The sequence below is a fragment of the Pannonibacter sp. CBAS1226 genome (genome assembly GCF_055685825.1).
Window position 1 is genome coordinate 1 of sequence record NZ_JBVOUO010000008.1, and the last position, 18781, is coordinate 18781.

15 protein-coding genes are annotated in these 18781 nt (G+C 63.2%); 6 read left to right on the plus strand and 9 right to left on the minus strand.

Going from position 1 to position 18781, the window contains the following annotated elements; genetic code table 11:
- The first annotated feature begins 696 nt into the window (after positions 1–696).
- Positions 697–2625: a M23 family metallopeptidase gene (locus AC0CMF_RS19540; RefSeq protein WP_374630344.1), complete on the plus strand. Its 1929-nt coding sequence runs from the start codon at positions 697–699 to the stop codon at positions 2623–2625.
- A 47-nt stretch (positions 2626–2672) separates the two neighbouring features.
- Here AC0CMF_RS19540 and AC0CMF_RS19545 read toward each other — a convergent pair whose 3' ends face one another.
- From AC0CMF_RS19545 to AC0CMF_RS19575, 7 genes are all read right to left on the minus strand, one after another.
- Positions 2673–3236: a super-infection exclusion protein B gene (locus AC0CMF_RS19545; protein ID WP_374630343.1), complete on the minus strand. Its 564-nt coding sequence runs from the start codon at positions 3234–3236 to the stop codon at positions 2673–2675.
- Between the two features lie 237 nt (positions 3237–3473).
- Entirely contained in the window at positions 3474–6077 is a 2604-nt protein-coding gene (gene clpB / locus AC0CMF_RS19550) for an ATP-dependent chaperone ClpB (RefSeq protein WP_374630342.1), read from the minus strand.
- 330 nt (positions 6078–6407) lie between these two features.
- On the minus strand, positions 6408–7385 hold the full coding sequence (locus tag AC0CMF_RS19555) for a DUF4167 domain-containing protein (protein ID WP_472482430.1): 978 nt from the start codon (positions 7383–7385) through the stop codon (positions 6408–6410).
- Between the two features lie 379 nt (positions 7386–7764).
- On the minus strand, positions 7765–8637 hold the full coding sequence (prmC, locus tag AC0CMF_RS19560) for a peptide chain release factor N(5)-glutamine methyltransferase (protein WP_374630340.1): 873 nt from the start codon (positions 8635–8637) through the stop codon (positions 7765–7767).
- 4 nt (positions 8638–8641) lie between these two features.
- Entirely contained in the window at positions 8642–9715 is a 1074-nt protein-coding gene (gene prfA, locus AC0CMF_RS19565) for a peptide chain release factor 1 (protein ID WP_374630339.1), read from the minus strand.
- Between the two features lie 72 nt (positions 9716–9787).
- Positions 9788–12055 carry a phosphoenolpyruvate--protein phosphotransferase gene (ptsP, locus tag AC0CMF_RS19570; RefSeq protein ID WP_374630338.1) on the minus strand — a complete coding sequence of 756 codons (2268 nt, stop codon included), beginning with the start codon at positions 12053–12055 and terminating at the stop codon, positions 9788–9790.
- 71 nt (positions 12056–12126) lie between these two features.
- Positions 12127–13377, minus strand: a complete 1251-nt coding sequence (locus AC0CMF_RS19575; protein ID WP_058898649.1) for an aspartate kinase — start codon at positions 13375–13377, stop codon at positions 12127–12129.
- 181 nt (positions 13378–13558) lie between these two features.
- Between AC0CMF_RS19575 and ubiG the strand changes: the two genes are divergently transcribed.
- The 5 genes from ubiG to AC0CMF_RS19600 all read left to right on the plus strand — a co-directional run bounded on the left by ubiG (position 13559) and on the right by AC0CMF_RS19600 (position 17336).
- Complete coding sequence (gene ubiG / locus AC0CMF_RS19580) at positions 13559–14320, plus strand: bifunctional 2-polyprenyl-6-hydroxyphenol methylase/3-demethylubiquinol 3-O-methyltransferase UbiG (protein ID WP_058898648.1); 762 nt, start codon at positions 13559–13561, stop codon at positions 14318–14320.
- 135 nt (positions 14321–14455) lie between these two features.
- Positions 14456–15082, plus strand: a complete 627-nt coding sequence (locus AC0CMF_RS19585; protein WP_050475144.1) for a LysE family translocator — start codon at positions 14456–14458, stop codon at positions 15080–15082.
- A 90-nt stretch (positions 15083–15172) separates the two neighbouring features.
- Complete coding sequence (locus AC0CMF_RS19590) at positions 15173–15763, plus strand: LysE family translocator (RefSeq protein WP_244284680.1); 591 nt, start codon at positions 15173–15175, stop codon at positions 15761–15763.
- A gap of 61 nt (positions 15764–15824) precedes the next feature.
- On the plus strand, positions 15825–16517 hold the full coding sequence (locus AC0CMF_RS19595; RefSeq protein WP_122523058.1) for an alpha/beta fold hydrolase: 693 nt from the start codon (positions 15825–15827) through the stop codon (positions 16515–16517).
- A gap of 261 nt (positions 16518–16778) precedes the next feature.
- Positions 16779–17336, plus strand: a complete 558-nt coding sequence (locus tag AC0CMF_RS19600; protein ID WP_050475142.1) for a phasin family protein — start codon at positions 16779–16781, stop codon at positions 17334–17336.
- 78 nt (positions 17337–17414) lie between these two features.
- Here AC0CMF_RS19600 and AC0CMF_RS19605 read toward each other — a convergent pair whose 3' ends face one another.
- Positions 17415–17921 (minus strand): DUF1178 family protein, encoded by a 507-nt coding sequence (locus AC0CMF_RS19605; protein WP_050475141.1) that lies wholly within the window; start codon positions 17919–17921, stop codon positions 17415–17417.
- The gene (locus AC0CMF_RS19610; RefSeq protein WP_374630337.1) at positions 17918–18766 is read right to left on the minus strand and encodes a carbon-nitrogen hydrolase family protein; all 849 of its coding nucleotides are present in this window, start codon (positions 18764–18766) and stop codon (positions 17918–17920) included. The genes AC0CMF_RS19605 and AC0CMF_RS19610 overlap by 4 nt, the downstream gene beginning before the upstream one ends.
- Positions 18767–18781: the final 15 nt, after the last annotated feature.

Consider the following 18781-nt stretch of genomic DNA (forward strand, 5'->3'; position numbering starts at 1 on the left):
TTCAAATCCAAATTGTCAAAGAACTGAACACAGAAGCGTTCACCCCGTTTCCGGGAACCGCAGACAACTAAACCGTTCGCTCTTGCGAGCTCCTCGCGGCTCAGTCGTTTTCGGCTGACCCGACAGCGCTTGGCGCCGTGTTTCCGTGGCGCCGCCGTCGATGGAGCGGTTTATAGCCAGACCCCTCAGAGGAGTCAACACAGATTGTCAAAAAAGATTCACAAGGCAGGAACCCCGCAGAAACGCTCAGGTTCACGCGGGCTGCCCCTGTGATTTGCGCCCCTTTTCCCCACAAGCCGGCTTAAAAAAATGCGGGCCGCCTGAAAAAGATATTCCCGTCCGCCTGCCAGCCCCGCCATCCGGCCGCAGGAGACGCGGGAAAGGCGCCTTCACACTGGCTCTGTCCCCCATCTATATATGGGCCAGCCATATTCATGCCTGAAACCGCGCTTATCGACCGCTTCACCCTCAGGTACGGGAACAACAGTGATATGGCAAAGCGCCTGCGCCGTTGACCTTTGCGGCGGCAGGCTGCATTTTCCGTCAGGTTCCGGATGGTTCCGGCCGGCGGAGGTTTCCGTGCAGTGCGTGGCCTTGCAAGGACAATGCGGGGCAGGACGACATGAACAGACAAGGCAACTGATGCATCTGGGCCCCTTTCAGTCTCACGCTCTTCCAGCGGTTGAACTTGGCACCATGCCGCCGCTCGTTGTCTATGACGAGCGGAACGCCTTGCCGGACCGCCGCAAGGTGAGCCTGCGCTGGCTGACCGGGACTGTTCTGACGGGCGTGACGTCGATCGTGTTGATGGGCGGCGCATTGGTAGCAGCCCTCGATGGACAATACCGCGTTGCCGCCGCGACCGCCCACACGCCCAGCCCTGAAATTCTGAACACCGCTGGCGCCGGGACGAAAGGGGACCGGATCAGCAAGGCCGCAGCCCAGTTCACCAGCAAGCGCATCATTCCGTTGAATGTCGTGACGCGCAGCGGTGATCAGGAACACATCAAGGCCAGACCATATACCTTTGTGAACACCACCCTGACCACCCGGCGCCTCACCGATGTGGAGGGCCGCATCCCGGCCTTCAATCCGCTGCAGATGTTTGCCGATCAGAAGCCGCTGGATGAGCGGACGGTCAGCGATGCGGTCTATTCCGCCAAATCGGAAGGTGAATTCACGCTGGCCCAGAGTGACTTTCCGGTCAACAGCCCGCTGATCGACACGGCCCTCACCCCTTCCGAGACGGAAGTGGAGCGGCAGGTCCGGGTTTCAGCCCAGTTTCTGAGCGAAAGCGGCATCCAGATCGCCTCGCGGACCATCGTTGACCCGGACCGTTTCGACTTCAACCTCGCCCGCCAGCCCGACTTTGCCCGGCTGTCCGTCCGGATCACCCAGGAAAACGTCTCCTTCGTTTCCAAGCAGGCGGGCACAGCCCCGGTGGCCGGCTTTGACGAGCGGATCATTCCGGTCGAGCAGGACATGGCCTTCAAGGACATTCTCCTCGACAATCAGGCATCTGATCCGGAGGCCGAGGCCATTCTGGCCGCCTTCCGCTTTGGCGCAGGCATTGTGGACCTGGCGCCGGGCGACAGGCTGCGTCTGGCGCTTGGCGCCGATCCGGCGGATCCAACAATCCCGCGCGTGGAGCGGGTCAGCATCTATAGCGAGAACCGGCACAAGGCGACCGTCGCCCGCTCCGACAACGGCATCTATGTGACCGCCAATGAGCCGGCCGGAGACTTGCTGGACGCCTTTGCCGAGGCTGACCGCAGCACCTTCAGCGGCAGCACCGGCGGCCCTTCGGTGTCGCTCTATGAAAGTGTCTATCAGACCGCGCTTGAGCAGCAGATCCCGGAAGACCTGATCAAGGAACTGATCGGCGCCTTCTCCTACGATGTGGATTTCAACGGCCGCGTCCAGCCGGGTGACTCGCTGGAAGTGTTCTATGGCGGCGGCGATGACGAGACTGGCGGGAACGGCGAGATCCTTTATGCCTCGCTGCACACCGGCTCCGCCGAGCGGCGGCTGTACCGCTTCCGCGCCCCGGACGACGGTTCGGTTGACTACTATGACGAGGAAGGCCGCAGCGCGAAGAAATTCCTGATGCGCAAGCCGCTCTCCGGCGGCACCTTCCGCTCGGGCTTCGGCATGCGCCAGCATCCGGTTTACGGCTTTGGCAAGATGCACACGGGCGTTGACTGGTCCGCCCCGCGCGGCACGCCGATCATGGCCTCCGGCAACGGCACCATCATCAAGGCCGGCTGGGAATCCGGCTATGGCAAGCGGGTGGAGCTGCGCCACGCCAATGGCTATGTCACCACCTACAATCACATGAACGACTTCGGCCCCGGCATCAAGGAAGGCGGGCGCGTCACACAGGGCCAGATCATCGGCTATGTGGGCTCCACCGGCCTCTCCACCGGACCGCACCTTCACTATGAGGTGCTGGTGAACAACAACTTCGTCGATCCGATGCGCATCCGCCTGCCGCGCGGCCGGGTGCTGGATGGCGACATGCTGGCGAATTTCGAGCAGGAGCGCACCCGTATCGACGCCCTGCTGGATCGCGGGCAGAAGCCTTCGCGCTTTGCGGCTGCATCCGCCTCAGAAACGGTGCGCTGACGCGGCAGCCTATTAAAAGGGCATCTTAAGGAAATTCACGGGAAAGATCACAATAACTTAGTAACATTATAATATAAATTGTCAACCTTATCTTGAAATTCAGCGTCATTAATTAAATGATCTGGAATCATACCGTGACAATTAATCAAAAAAAACTCGTAAATATCATCAGGAACTACATAATGCATCTCCAAGACTGACTGAGGCCCCGCAATCCAAGTAAGGCAGCCTTTCGAACGCATAGAAATTATAGTTGAATTATCGTAACTGCCCTTAAGCGTCCTCCTTCCTAGCTGACACATCTTATACAAGACACAAATCTCTTCCAAATTTAAAGATAAAACAGCCTTCTTTACAAATCCCCTTCGCCTTCTTTTATTAATAAAACGGCGAAATGAACCTATAGCAAAAAATAAAAAATCAGATGAAAGCCTTGCTATAGCCACCAAAAACATACAAAATACTATAAAACTATTTTCATTGGATAACTTCAATTGCGCCAAACCCACATGCTCAAGTGGAAAAAATAATAATAAAGCGCAAAAAAGAACCACGACTATCGCAGCATGTGGAGTTTTGACGTAAGCGAAGATAGTCGAAAAATCAGGCATGTTTTAGACCTTGAACCCGATAAAAGTATCATCCAGACTATTTTAGATAGAAACGTAAAATTTTTTCAAGAAATACTAGTCATAAATATTCAGTGATTTCGTATTCAGGAAAAATGCGACCCAACTCCTCATCGCCAGAATTCACGTTGCCAACTTGTCAAGCTAGCAAACATACCCGCCGGATCGCTCCGGCGGGTCCTTTTTTCATGACCTGGCGTTTTCAAGACTGGCGGCGCATCAGGCCGCCGCAGATTCGCCGGACGCCGGACCCGTGGCGAAGATCAGCCGGTCCGTTCCGGCGCTGACCGCCACGTGGTCGCCGTCCTTGACCGTGCCGGAGAGGATTTTCTCTGCCAGCGGGTCCTGCACATCCTTCTGGATCACCCGCTTCAGCGGCCGGGCGCCATAGGCGGCGTCATAGCCCTTCTGCGACAGCCAGCCGATGGCGCTGTCGTCCAGATCCAGCGTGATCTTGCGGTCGGCAAGCAAGGCCCGCAGCCGCTCCAGCTGGATCGAAACGATGGAAGCCATCTGGTTGCGCTGCAGCCGGTGGAAGAGCACGATCTCGTCCAGGCGGTTGAGGAATTCGGGCCGGAAATGGCCGCGCACCACACCCATCACCTCATCGCGTACCTTGTCCGTATCCTCGCCCTCCGGCTGGTTGACCAGATATTCGGCACCCAGATTCGAGGTCATGATGATCAGCGTGTTGCGGAAGTCCACGGTGCGGCCCTGACCATCGGTCAGGCGGCCGTCATCGAGCACCTGCAGAAGCACGTTGAACACATCCGTATGGGCCTTCTCGATCTCGTCGAAGAGCACGACCTGATAGGGCCGGCGGCGCACCGCCTCCGTCAGGGCCCCGCCCTCCTCATAGCCGACATAGCCCGGAGGCGCGCCGATGAGGCGGGAGACCGAATGCTTCTCCATGTATTCCGACATGTCGAGGCGGACCATCGCCGTGTCGTCATCGAAGAGGAAGGAAGCCAGCGCCTTGGTCAGCTCCGTCTTGCCCACGCCCGTGGGTCCGAGGAACATGAAGGAGCCGATCGGCCGGTTCGGATCCTGCAGCCCGGCGCGGGCGCGGCGGACGGCGGTGGAAACCGCATGGATCGCCTCGGCCTGGCCGATCACCCGGCCCGCCAGCACGTCTTCCATGCGCAAGAGCTTGTCACGCTCGCCTTCCAGCATCTTGTCGACCGGAATGCCCGTCCACTTGGAGACGACCTGCGCGATGTGGCTGGAGGTCACCGCCTCATCCAGCATCGCCCCCTTGGCACTGGCACCGGCCATATCGGCGAGCTTGCGCTCCAGTTCCGGAATGACGCCATAGGCCAGCTCGCCGGCCCGGGCAAGATTGCCCTGCCGCTGTGCCTTTTCCAGCTCGCTGCGGGCGCCGTCCAGCTGTTCCTTCAGCTTCTGCTCAAGGTTCAGCTTGTCCTTCTCGCCCTGCCAGCGCTGGGTGAGCGCATCGGATTCTTCCTCAAGCGACGTCAGCTCCTTCTCAAGCCGGACCAGACGGTCCTGCGCGGCCGGATCGCTCTCCTTCTTCAGCGCCTCACGCTCGATCTTGAGCTGGATGATGCGCCGGTCGAGCTCGTCAAGCTCCTCGGGCTTGGAATCCACCTGCATCCTGAGGCGGCTGGCCGCCTCGTCCATCAGGTCGATGGCCTTGTCCGGCAGGAACCGGTCGGTGATGTAGCGGTTCGACAGGGTTGCGGCGGAGACGATGGCCGAATCGGTGATGCGCACACCGTGATGCAGCTCATATTTCTCCTTGATGCCGCGCAGGATGGAGATGGTGTCCTCCACCGTCGGCTCGCTGACGAAAACCGGCTGGAACCGGCGGGCCAATGCCGCGTCCTTTTCCACGTGCTTGCGGTATTCGTCGAGCGTGGTTGCACCAACGCAATGCAGCTCACCGCGGGCAAGGGCCGGCTTCAGCAGGTTGGAGGCGTCCATCGCCCCGTCCGCCTTGCCTGCGCCGACCAGCGTGTGCATTTCGTCGATGAACAGAATGATGCCCCCCGCCGCCGTCTCGACTTCGGAGAGAACTGCCTTCAGGCGCTCCTCGAACTCGCCGCGGTATTTGGCACCGGCAATCAGCGATCCCATGTCGAGGGCGAGAAGCTGCTTGTCCTTCAGGCTTTCCGGCACATCGCCGTTGACGATGCGCAGGGCAAGGCCCTCGGCAATGGCCGTCTTGCCGACGCCCGGCTCACCGATCAGAACCGGATTGTTCTTGGTGCGGCGGGAGAGAACCTGAATGGTGCGGCGGATTTCCTCGTCGCGGCCGATCACCGGATCAAGCTTGCCGTCTCGGGCGGCCTGCGTCAGGTCACGGGCATATTTCTTCAGCGCATCATACTGGCTTTCGGCACTGGCAGAGGTGGCCGTGCGGCCCTTGCGCAGGGCATTGATCGCCTGGTTGAGGTTGGCCGGGGACACGCCCGCCTTGGCCAGCAGCTTGCCGGCCTCGCTGTCATTGTCCATGGCCAGAGCCAGCAGCATGCGCTCGACGGTGACGAAGCTGTCGCCCGCCTTGTCGGCCACCTTCTCGGCCTGCTCGAAGAAACGCGCCATGGCGGGAGACAGATAAAGCTGCCCCGAACCGCCGGAGACTTTCGGCAGACGGGAAATCGCCTGCTCGACGGCGATGCGGACATCCTGGGACGAGCCGCCCGCACGGTCGATCAGACCGGCGGCCATGCCTTCCGGATCATCGATCAGCACCTTGAGCAGATGTTCGGGGAGGAACTGCTGATGCCCCTGCCCCAGCGCAAAGGTCTGCGCAGACTGGATGAAGCCGCGCGCCCGTTCGGTGTATTTTTCCATATTCATTCGCAAAACTCCTTTCCGCCTGACCACCCGTAGCATGGCCGACGTGCTGGACTGCGGGCCCCATTCGGCAGGCAGCCTCGGCCTTGCGGCCGCAAGCTGCCCCAGCGGGCACCCGCGCCATCACTCGGATGGCAAGGCTCATATAGTGTTGCAAATTGACAACAAAAGGGGGTGTCCGGCAACTCCGGAAGGATCCTGATCCCCGGAGCTTTCGCGGGGCTCACCCTGCGCAGCCAGGCGCAAAGAGAAGATGGGCCGGCAAGCGCAAAGAGAAAGGGCGCCCCGAAGACCGGAGCGCCCTTTCGTATCTTTCTGTACCCTGCGGCCTGATCAGGCGTCGCTGGAAGTGGTTTCTTCCACATCCTTGGTGCGGCGCGGACGCGGCGTGCGCCGGGCGCGGGGCTTGGGCTCCTCACCGGCTTCCACCGGAGCGGCAGCCTCGGCCGGAGCCGGGGCAGGCGCGGCGGCGGCCTCTTCAGCCGGAGTTTCCTCGCCCTCACGGCGCTGGCCACGGCCACGGGTACCGCGCAGGCGGCGGCGCGGACGGCCATCCTCACCGTCTTCACCTTCGGCTCCGGGATAAACCGCAGCTTCCGTCTGAACCGGCTCGTCATGGACCGGACGGCTGATATGCCCCCCGTTCAGGCCCGGAACCGGCATGTGCTCGATGAAGGGCTGCGGCTCATCGGCCGCAACATATTCAACCGGGCGCGGTGCGCGTTCCTGGCGGTCGTCGCGGTCGCGGCGCTCATACCGGTCCTGACGGTTGCTGCGTTCGGAACGCTCCTGACGCATCGGGCGGTCACCCCGTTCGGGGCGCTCAGCACGCTCCTGACGGTCACCCCGGTCCTGACGGTCCCTGTCCTGGCGTTCGCCACGGTCCTGACGCCCGGGACGGTCCTGCCGCTCCATGCGCTCAGGACGTTCGGAACGTTCGGGCCGCTCCGGCTGGTCCTGACGGTCGGAACGCTCGTTGATCTCGGCGCCGTCGGCACCCTGATCCTCGCCATCCTCCTCGTCATAGCCGTTGTCGAACCGCAGGCCGCCGCTTGCCGCCATGTTGGGCTGAGCCGCCGCAACGATGCGGTAATAGTGCTCGGCATGCTGGAAATAGTTTTCCGACATGATCCGGTCACCGGCTGCCTGTGCGTCGCGGGCCAGCTGCTGGTACTTCTCGGCGATGTGCAGAGCCGTACCCCTGATCTTCACGTCCGGGCCGTTCGATTCAAACGTCCGGGTCAGCGGATTCGGTCCCTTACGGCCCCGGTTGTTCCGCATACGCTGCTTGTTTTGATTTCCTGGTCTCATCCTGCCGTTAACTCTTAAGGAACGGCGGCCGGCAAGGCCGGCCAATCAAAAGCGCGTCTGTATTCCCTGCGCTGGGGTTCCGGCTTTACCCGGCTCCAGTGAAGGGAGCATGACCGGCTGTGAACAATGAACCGCCACGACAGCCTCACCCGGCGAAGGGCAACGCAATCGTCATATTCTGCGACAGACCGACAGTCCGATTAATCAGAAAATGTTCGGTTTCCAAAACGCGTTGCGATCGTTCGGCCCATAATCCCTGCGTGGGCTGGATCGCCGATATGGCGAGAAACTCGCCCCGACCGCGTTATCCCGGCTTCGGCAAAGTGAAACTAGCCGGTTCGCGTCAGATTTCCAAGCCTTTTTTCAAGGATGTCCGCAGTCAACCCGATGCCGGCTTAATGCCCGTCACCACACGGTCATTTCCGCCGAGATCCTGAATGATTTCAAGATCCTGAAATCCGGCCTCAGCCATCAGGCCACAAACGGCCCCGCCCTGGTCAAAGCCAATCTCGAAGCCGAGCCGCCCGCCGGGGCGCAGCGCAGCCAGCGCTTGCGGCACGATTGCACGGTAAGCAACAAGCCCGTCAGGCCCGCCATCAAGCGCCAGGACCGGGTCATGCTTGCGCACATCTTCATCGAGCCCGGCGATCACATCCGAGGCGATATAGGGCGGATTGCTGACGATCCAGTCGAAGACAGGCGCAAGACTTTCCCCATAACTTGCCTGCGCAAAGCAAAGCCTGTCTTCCAGCCCGTGGCGCCCCGCATTGGCCCGCGCTGTCTCCAGTGCACCGCGTGACAGATCAATGGCCAGGCCACGTGCCTGCGGCAGCTCGTTGAGCAAGGCCAGAATGATGGCGCCCGTCCCCGTGCCGATGTCGGCAATCAGCGGACTGGAGAAGCCGCCAGTCCGCGCCAGCATCGCCTCCACCAGAATTTCCGTGTCGGGACGCGGCTCCAGCGTATCCGGGGAGAGGGCGAGATCCAGACCGAAGAACTGCCGCTCGCCCAGAATGCGGCCCACAGGCTCCCGCGCCTCGCGCCGCTGCGCATAGTGGCGGGCCAGCGCAGCCACAGCCCCGCTCACCGGATCATCACCGCGCAGCACCACATCACCAGGAGACAGGCCAGCGGCAGCGGCCACCAGCAGCCGGGCATCCAGCTCCGGCGAGGCAAGGCCTGCCTTGCGGAACCTGTCGCGCAGCGCGCGGTAAAGCGCCCCGAGAGTTAGCCCCTCCCCTGCCCCGGACATGGGATCAGCCCTCCTCGGCCGCCATCAGCGTTGCCTGATGATCGACGGTCAGCGCTTCCACCAGCTCGTTCAGCGCTTCGCCCGCCAGCACCTGCTCCAGCTTGTAGAGCGTCAGGCCGATGCGGTGATCGGTGACCCGGCCTTGCGGGAAATTATAGGTGCGGATGCGCTCCGACCGGTCGCCGGAGCCCACCTGCAGGCGCCGCGCCTCGGAACGCTCGTTCGCTGCCTTGTCGCGCTGCGCATCATAAATGCGGGCGCGCAGCAGCTGCAGGGCTCTCGCCCGGTTCTTGTGCTGGGAGCGTTCGTCCTGCACCGCCACCACAATCCCGGTGGGAAGATGGGTAATGCGCACGGCCGAATCGGTGGTGTTGACATGCTGGCCGCCCGCACCCGAGGCCCGGTAGGTGTCGATCTTCAGGTCCGATTCCTGCACATTCACATCCACCTCTTCGGCCTGCGGCAGCACGGCAACCGTCGCGGCAGAAGTATGAATGCGCCCGCCCGATTCGGTTTCAGGCACGCGCTGCACCCGGTGCACGCCTGATTCGAACTTGAGCCGGGCGAACACATTCTCGCCCGTGACGGAGGCGATCACTTCCTTGAAGCCGCCTGCCTCGCCTTCGCTGGCCGACAGCACCTCCACCTTCCAGCCCTGCAGCGCGGCATAGCGCTGGTACATGCGGAACAGGTCACCGGCAAAAAGCGCTGCCTCATCCCCGCCCGTTCCGGCCCGCACTTCCAGAATGGCGTCGTTCTTGTCGGCGCTGTCCTTGGGCAGAAGGCCGATGCGCACGGCCTGCGTCAGCTCCTCCACCTTCTGCGTCAGCTCATCGCGCTCCAGCTCAGCCAGTTCCCGCATTTCCCGGTCACTGCCCGCCTCGGCGATCAGCACCTCGGCCCCGGCCAGATCTTCTTCCGCCTTGCGCAGGGCCTGCACGGCGCGCACCAGCGGCTCCAGCTCGGCATATTCGCGCGACAAACGCACATATTCCCCCGCATCCGGACCGCAGGACATGCGGTGTTCGAGTTCGGCAAAGCGGTTCAGCAGTGTGTCGAGTTTTGCTTGCGCCAGCATGAGCGCATGTCTCCAGAGCCACGGGAGAAAGGGCCCTCCCGGCAGTAAACAGGATGAACGGCAGGCGCGGCGCTACAGCGCCACGTCCTGCTCTTCGGCAAAGCGCCGCAGGAAGGCACGGATTTCGTGATCCGGATGGCCATGATCAAGGCGCGGCAGCAGGCGTGCCGACAGGCGCCCCGCATCAAGGCTGCGCAGCATCGCCTTCACCGGGCCCAGCGAGGCCGGCGACATGGACAGGGACCGGTAGCCGATCCCGATCAGGGCCATGGCTTCCAATGGCTTGCCGGCGATCTCCCCGCAGAGCGTCACCGGCACATGGTGCCGCCCGGCCACATCCACGATCTGCTTCAGCGCCCGCAGGAAGCCGGGGCCGAGCGTGTCATAGCGGTCGGCAACACGGGTGTTGCCCCGGTCCACGGCACAGAAGAACTGGAACAGGTCGTTGGAGCCAATGGAGGCAAAGTCCACCGCCTGGAACAGTTCTTCCAGCTGGAACAGCAGCGAGGGCACCTCGATCATCACGCCGAGGCGGATGGAATCGGGCACGTCATGGCCATGGCGGCGGGCGTGTTTCAGCTCGCGCTCCACCAGTTCCTTCGCCCGGTGGAACTCGGAGACTTCCGAAACCATCGGGAACATGAGCTTCAGCTCGCGGCCTGCGGCTGCGCGCAGCAGCGCACGCACCTGGGTGCGCAGCAGGCCCGGCCGGTCAAGGCCGAGGCGCAGGGCGCGCCAGCCCATGGCCGGGTTCTCTTCCTGGATCGAGCGCAGATAGGGCAGCACCTTGTCGCCGCCGATATCGAGCGAGCGGAAAGTGACAGGCTTGCCATCCGCCGCATCCAGCACCTGCGTGTACTGGGCCTGCTGATCGGACAGGCGCGGGAAGGACGAAGCCACCATGAACTGCAGTTCGGTGCGGAACAGGCCAACCCCCACCGCCCCCGATTCGGTCAGATGCGGCAGATCGACCAGAAGGCCCGCATTCATCTGCAGCGCGATTTCCACCCCGTCCTTGGTGACGGAGGGCTTGTTGCGCAACCGGCGGAACTGGGCCTGACGGCGGGCGCGGAAGCGCACCTTTTCCGCATAGGCATCCTGCACGTCCGAAGCGGGGCGCAGATGCACCTCGCCGGTGCCGCCATCAACGATGATGGCATCGCCCGCATCCGCAAGGCTGACGATATCCTGCACCTGGCCGACAGCGGGAATGCCGAGAGCCCTCGCCACGATGGTGACGTGACTAGTCGGACCGCCCTCCTCCAGCACCACGCCGCGAATCCGGTCGCGGTCATAGTCGAGAAGCTCGGCGGCGCCCATGTTGCGGGCAACGATGATGGCATCCTGCGGCAGGCTGCCGGCGCCACCGCTGTGCTGGCGGCCCATGAGTTCGCGGATCAGCCGGTGCGCCAGATCGTCGAGGTCATGCAGGCGCTCGCGCAGATAAGGGTCCGTCTGGCGCAGCATGCGGGCGCGCATGTCGCTCTGCACCTTTTCCACGGCGGCTTCCGCCGTCAGGCCGTTGCGGATCGCCTCTTCGATCTTGCGGATCCAGCCCCGGTCATAGGCGAACATGCGATAGGCTTCGAGCACATCCCTGTGCTCACCCGTCTGCGCAAAGTCACCGGAGGCCAGCAAGCTGTCGATGGACAGGCGCAACCGGTCGATCGCGCCCTCAAGGCGGCCCGTCTCGTGGTCAGTATCCTCGGCAATGAGATTGGTGACGACGACCCGCGGCTCATGCAGAACCACGTGGCCGAGCCCCACACCCTCCGCCAGCCCGACGGCCGAAAAGCGGAAGGGACGGGAGAGGTCCAGCCCCGTGCCGGGCTTGGCGATGGCTTCCAGTTCGCCGGCAGCGACCATTTCCGCGATGACCATCGCGGTGGTCTGCAGTGCCTCGACCTCGTCCTCGTAATAGGTGCGGTGCGACTTGTTCTGCACCACCAGAACGCCGAGCGTGCGCCCGGCGCGCAGGACCGGCACACCCAGGAAGGAGTTATAGGCCTCTTCACCGGTTTCCGGCAGATAGGCGAAGGCGGGATGCGCCCGCGCATTGGGAAGATTGAGCGGCCGCGCTTCGGCGGCAATCAGGCCGACGAGGCCCTGCCCGACGCGCAGCGACGCCTGGTGCACGGCCTCGCGGTTGAGGCCTTCGGTGGCATAAAGCTCCAGAACGCCGTCAGCACGCAGAATATAGACGGAGCAGACCTCGGCGACCACATTCGCCGCGATCAGGACCACGATCTTGTCGAGCCGCTCCTGCGCGTTGATCGGCTCCGCCATGACTTCGCGAAGCCTGCGGAGCAACAGGCGCGGACCGGCCAGGTTGCTGCGCATGGGTCAGCTCCGTTCCTGTCGGCGCGGGCAGGCAGACACGGTCATCGCATCTGCCCGGCCCAGGCTGGTTATTACCCGTCCAAACCGTATAGCGAATGGAGAGTCCGGACCGCAAGTTCCGTGTAGGCGGAATCGATCAGCACCGAGATCTTGATTTCGGAAGTGGTGATCGCACGGATGTTGATGCCCTTCTCCGCAAGGCCGCGGAAACACTCGGCTGCAACGCCCGCGTGCGAGCGCATGCCGATGCCGATCACCGACACCTTCACCACATCGCGGGCGCCTTCCAGAGCACCGAAACCGAGTTCGGCGCGCCTGGCTTCCAGCGTGCTCATGGCCCGGTCGTATTCTGATTCGGGCACCGTGAAGGTGATGTCCGTCGTCTTGCCGTCCGGCGAGATGTTCTGGACGATCATGTCCACGTTGATGTTGGCGTCGGCCAGCGGGCCGAACACGGCACCGGCAACACCCGGCTTGTCGGGCACGTTGCGGATGGAGATCTGGGCTTCGTCCTTGGCAAAGGCGATGCCGGTCACGACTTGCTGTTCCACGAGTTCGTCCTCGTCGCAGATGAGAGTTCCGGGGGGAAGACCGTCCTTGCCCTCCTGCGGGGCATCGGGATCGTCAAAGCTTGAACGCACGAAGGTACGCACGCCATGCACCATGGCCATTTCGACCGAGCGCACCTGCAGCACCTTGGCGCCGAGCGAAGCCATTTCGAGCATTTCCTCGAAGGCGACGCGGTCAAGGCGGCGGGCTTTCGGCACGATGCGCGGATCGGTGGTGTAGACCCCGTCCACGTCCGTGTAGATGTCGCAGCGGTCGGCCTGAATGGCGGCGGCAATGGCCACGGCCGAAGTGTCGGAGCCGCCACGGCCCAGCGTGGAGATGCGGTTGTCCGGGGCAATGCCCTGGAAACCGGCCACCACGGCCACCTGGCCCTGTTTCAGCCGCTCCACCATGAAGGCGCCATCAATGCCCGCAATGCGGGCCGCGCCATGCGAGCCATCGGTCCGGATCGGGATCTGCCAGCCCTGCCAGGAGCGGGCATTGACGCCCATTTCCTGCAGCACGATGGCCAGAAGCCCCGAGGTAACCTGCTCGCCGGAGGCGACAACGGCATCATATTCGCGCGCGTCATGCATGGGAGCGGCTTCACGGCACCAGGCGACCAGCTGATTGGTCTGCCCGGCCATGGCCGACACGACGACGGCAACTTCATGGCCGGCGTCAACTTCCCGTTTCACATGGCGGGCTACATTGCGAATGCGTTCGATATTCGCGACGGACGTGCCGCCGAACTTCATAACCAGTCGGGCCATCGTGGTTTTTGTCTTCCCGTCGAGAGCCATATGGGCGCGAGCGCGCCCGGCGGATCGGCCGCAATCCATACAGCCACAACGCCGCATCTGCAACAGGGAGCCTTGACAAAGCGGCCCTGACGCGAAAGGTCACACCTCAGAGCGCAAGCCCCGCGCAAGACCTCATCCGGGAAGGACAGTCATGAGCACCGAGACCACGAGGGACCAGGCCGCAACCGGCAGCACCGTCGATGAGCGGGAAGTGGCCCGTTTTTCCGCCATGGCCGCCGAATGGTGGGACCCGGCCGGCAAGTTCAAGCCGCTGCACAAGTTCAATCCGGTGCGCCTTGCCTATATCAAGGAACAGGTCTGCGCCCGCTTCGGCCGCGACCCCAAGGCCAGTGACGCCTTCAAGGGCCTGCGCTTCCTCGACATCGGCTGCGGCGGCGGGCTCTTGAGCGAGCCCATGGCCCGTCTTGGCGCCGAAGTGGTGGGCGCCGACCCGTCGACGGTCAATATCGAGATCGCGAAGCTCCACGCAGCCCAGTCCGGCCTTGCCATCGACTACCGCGCCTCGACCGCCGAGGAACTGGCGGCAGCGGGCGAGACCTTTGACGTGGTGCTGAACATGGAAGTGGTGGAGCACGTCGCCGATGTGCCGCTGTTCCTCACCGAGGTGTCGCGCATGGTCCGCCCCGGCGGGCTGATGTTCGTGGCCACCATCAACCGCACCCTCAAGGCCTATGCGCTGGCCATCGTCGGCGCCGAATATGTGCTGCGCTGGCTGCCGAAAGGCACCCACTCCTACGAAAAGCTGGTCCGCCCGGAGGAAATCGAGCGCCCGGTGACCGCCGCTGGCCTCACGGTGACCGACCGCTGCGGCGTCACCTTCAACCCGCTCACCGACAGCTGGAACCGCTCGCGCGACATGGACGTGAACTACATGCTCCTCGCCAGCCGCTGAAGCAGCCACCCGGGACAGAGAAACGGTCAGATCAGGAAAACGGAATAGTGTCACGTGACGCTATTCCGTTTTCACCAAAAGCGTCACGCCTCTATTCTGCAGGCCATTCAGACATTTACCCGAGCACAGCCTGTCATGACGCCGGACCTGATCGCCGCCTTTATTCTTTACGCCTTCGTCTCCTCCATCACGCCGGGGCCGAACAACACCATGCTGCTGGCCTCGGGTGTGAACTTCGGCCTCAGGGCCTCCCTGCCGCATATTCTCGGCATCAATATCGGCTTCTCGATTCTGGTGCTGTCCTGCGGGCTGGGCATAGGCGCACTCTTCGAACTATGGCCCGCCCTCCATGACGTGCTGAAATATGCCGGTGCGCTTTACATGGCCTGGCTCGCCTGGAAGATCGCCCGCTCCGGCGCGCCGCAGACTGCGGGCGCCAAGCCGAAGCCTTTCACATTCCTGCAGGCGGCCGCCTTCCAGTGGGTCAATCCGAAGGCCTGGATCATGGCCATCGGCGCCATCGCTGCCTACACACCCGCAGACGGCTTCTTCACCAACGTGCTGATCATCACCCTGCTCTACAGCCTCACTGGCGGCCCCAGTTCTCTCGCCTGGGCGGCGGCGGGCACGCTGCTGCGCGGTTTCCTAGCGAACCCGAAGCGGCTGCAGGTCTTCAACATCGCCATGGCACTGCTGCTTCTGGCATCGCTTTATCCGGTCATGATCGATGCCGCGCAGGGCATTGGCCTGATGCTGCACTGACATCCTGCTTCTGCCGTCCATTGACTGTGGAAACAGCAACCATATGATCCTGGTCAATGCTTGAGACAGCGGATGCTCAAGATTGGCGGCATGACCAGTGACATGACCCTTGCAGGCTTCATCGGTGCCGTCTGTGTACTGCTGTTGACCCCCGGCCCGACCAACACGCTCATGAGCATTGCCGGAGCAAGCGCGGGCATGCGAAGGGTCGTGTCTCTGCTTCCGGCGGAGATACTGGGCTACCTCCTCACCATCGTTCCGCTCACCCTGCTCGGTTCAAGCCTGTTTGCCGCCTGGCCACAAGCGGCAACAGCCGTGAAGTTTCTGGCCGGCCTCTGGATCATGATACTCGCCCTGCGCCTCTGGCGTCTGCCGGACCCGGAATCAGCGAAGGGGCGTGTCACGCAGGGGCAGGTGTTCATCACCACCCTGTTGAACCCCAAAGCCCTGATCTTCGGCCTTGTCCTGATTCCCGGACCGCCGGATGCACGGTTTCTTCCCTACCTGACGGTCTTCTGCAGCCTCGTCATATCGATTGCCCTGCTTTGGGGCTTTGCTGGACGGCTGACGCAGACAGGGGCCGCTTCCGGACAAAAGCGGCTGCAGGTTTTTCAGCGGGCGGCAGCGCTCTGGCTCATGTTCATCTCGCTCTCGCTGATTGCCCGCACATTGACAGCCTGACACACCTCGCAGAGAAAGACTTCTGACTGGACACGTCAACACCAGCGGGAGATCCCCACGCATGACCGAGGCTGTCGTCTTCATTCCGGGCCTGCTCTGCACCGAGCTGCTGTTTGCCGCACAGATCGCCGCCTTCTCGGACCGGCCGATCCTCATCGGCGATCACCGGGAAGCGGACAGCATCAACACCATCGCGGAGGGCATTCTGGCAGCAGCACCTGAGCGCTTTGCCCTCGCCGGGCTTTCCATGGGCGGCTACATCGCCATGGAGATCATGCGCAAGGCGCCGGAGAAGGTGACGCGCCTGGCCCTGCTGGACACCAGCGCCCGGCCCGACATGCCGGAGCAGGGCGAGCGCCGCCGCGTTCTGATGCAGATGGCGCAGTCCGGCAAATTCGCCAAGGTGCCGCATCTGCTCTATCCGGGGCTGGTGGATGCCTCGCGCGCCGAAGATGAAACGCTGAAGGCCGTGGTGGTGGAAATGGCGGAAGACACGGGGCCCGAGGCTTTCGTGCGCCAGCAGACTGCCATCATGGCCCGGATCGACTCCCGCCCCTTCCTCGGCCAGATCGCCTGCCCCACGCTGGTTCTGGCAGGGGAAGGCGACACGCTGACTCCGCCCGCAATCGCCCGTGAGATCCACGAGGCCATCCCCGGCAGCAGCCTCAGCCTGATTGCCGGGGCCGGGCACCTCTCCACGCTGGAGGCCCCCGGCGCCGTCACCGCAGAGCTGCAGGCCTGGATGCGTGCCTGAGAGGTCAGGCCGGCCGCGTCACACTGCCGCAGGATTTGAGGGCCAATGCCGCAATCCCGCCGCAGACCGGGCATTTTCTTATGAGGCAGATCAAAACGGTTGTCACATTCCCTTGCTAACCTAGCGGCACGTGTGCATGCTGAGGTCTCACCCGCGGTAATTGCCAGCAGCATGCAGGCTACGGCCTGACAGACCGCAAGCAGCGGCAAGGCAGGCGTCTATCCTCTGAAGACGCGCAATCGACATCTGTGGGAGGTCGACATGACAAAAAACCGGATTGAACATGACACCGCCGGAAACGGCACCATGGGGCTCACCGCACCGTGGATGAATGTGGCATCCAGCAATTGGGCCAATAACTGGTCATGGGCCGAACGCTCTGACAAGCTGGGCGAACACACGCTCAGCGCCCTGGAAACCGCCAGCCGTCAGATGCTGGAAGGCAGCGAGAAGGCTTTCACCGGCCACATGGACTTCGTGAACCAGCGGCTCAAGGCAGATCTCGCCTGCTTCCGCTCGCTCGTGGCCTGCAAGGAACCGGCAGAAACCGCCAAGACCCTGCAGGGCTTCTTCCGTGACATGTGGCACGACTACGAAGCCCAGGCGCAGAAGACGCTGGAGCTGTTGCAGACCAGCCTCGCCGAAACCTCGAAGGCCGGGGATCTGGTCGTCGATACGGCGGCAGAGGTGGTCGAAGACATGGCCCAGCAGACCATGGAAGCGGCCTCCAAGGCCATGGAACCGGCCAACAGCAACGGCAGTGGCGAAACGGCAGCCCGCAAGGCCGCCCCGCGCGCAAAGCCGGCTGCCAGCGCCTGATCAGGCTCCATCCAACAACAGCCGGGCCACCCGTTCAAGCTGGCCCGGCTGCTGGCATGGACTGAGCGAAGGCAGCAATCAGTTGCGGTCTTCCGGCAGCACCGGAAGCGGGAGGATGCTGATGCCCTCTTCCAGCAGGGCCTGGGCATCATCCGGGCTGGTTTCGCCGTAAATGCTGCGATGATCCGCCTCGCCATAGTGCATCTTGCGGGCCTCATCGGCAAAGGACTGGCCCACATAATCGGCATTCGAGACGATCTGCTGGCGCAGTTCCCGGATCTTCTCAAGCAGCTCGGCGTGGCGCGAATCCGAGGCGATCATGGCCGAAGTTGCCCCGGCCCCGGCGGGCGCTGCAGGCGCGTCAACGGCTGCCGCCGCTTCCGCGCCGCCGCTGACAGGAGCAAGGCTCTCCCGCCGCTCCGAGGTGCTGACGGCAGGCGCCATCAGCGCCTTGGTCACCGCATCGGATCCGCAGGCCGGACAGCTCATCAGTCCTTGCGCCGTCTGGCGCTCGAAATCTCCGGAATTGCGGAACCAGCCCTCGAACTCATGGGCATTGTCGCAGCGGAGCGTGTAACGGATCACGCCTCAATCTCCTTGCCGGTCTGCGTCAGGGTGAAATCCCGCTCGTTGGCGATGGCGGGAATGCGCTGACGCGCCTTCTGCGTTTCTTCTGTGTCGATACGGGCGGTCACAAAGCCCGGTTCATCATGGTCAAGTTCCGCGATCACCGCGCCCCAGGGATTGACGATCAGGCTGTGGCCATAGGTCTCGCGCCCGTCCTCATGCTTGCCGCCCTGAGCGCTGGAGATGACGAAGGCGCCATTCTCGATCGCCCGCGCCCGCTGCAGCACATGCCAGTGCGCTTCGCCGGTCTGGCGGGTGAAGGCGGCCGGCATGGTCAGCACCTCGGCTCCGGCGCGCGCCTGCGCCCGGAACAGGGCCGGAAAGCGCACGTCATAGCACACGGCCATGCCGAGCCGTGCAATGGGCAGGTCCGCCACAAGGCTCTCGCAGCCGGGCCGGTAGGTGGCAGATTCCCGCCAGCTTTCGCCGTTGGGCAAATCCACGTCGAACATGTGGATCTTGTCGTATCTCGCCTTCAGGCTGCCATCGGGGCCAATGAGAAAGCCACGGTTTGCCGCCTTGCCCGGCTCCAGCAGAATGGCGAGCGAGCCAATATGCAGCCAGATGCCAAGCTCTGCGGCCAGCGCCCGGAACCGGGCCAGCGACGGATCGTCCGCCTCCACCCGGATCTTGGCCATCAGTTCCTCGCGGCTGCGCTCCAGCAGATTGGTCATCTCCGGCGTTTGCACATAGTCCGCCCCCGCTGCGGCCGCCTCGCGGATCAGCGCTTCGGCAGCGGCACTATTGGCAGCAACGTCCCGGCTGGAGCGAAGCTGTACGCAGGCGGCGGTAAAGATGGCCATCTGTCACAAGCTCCG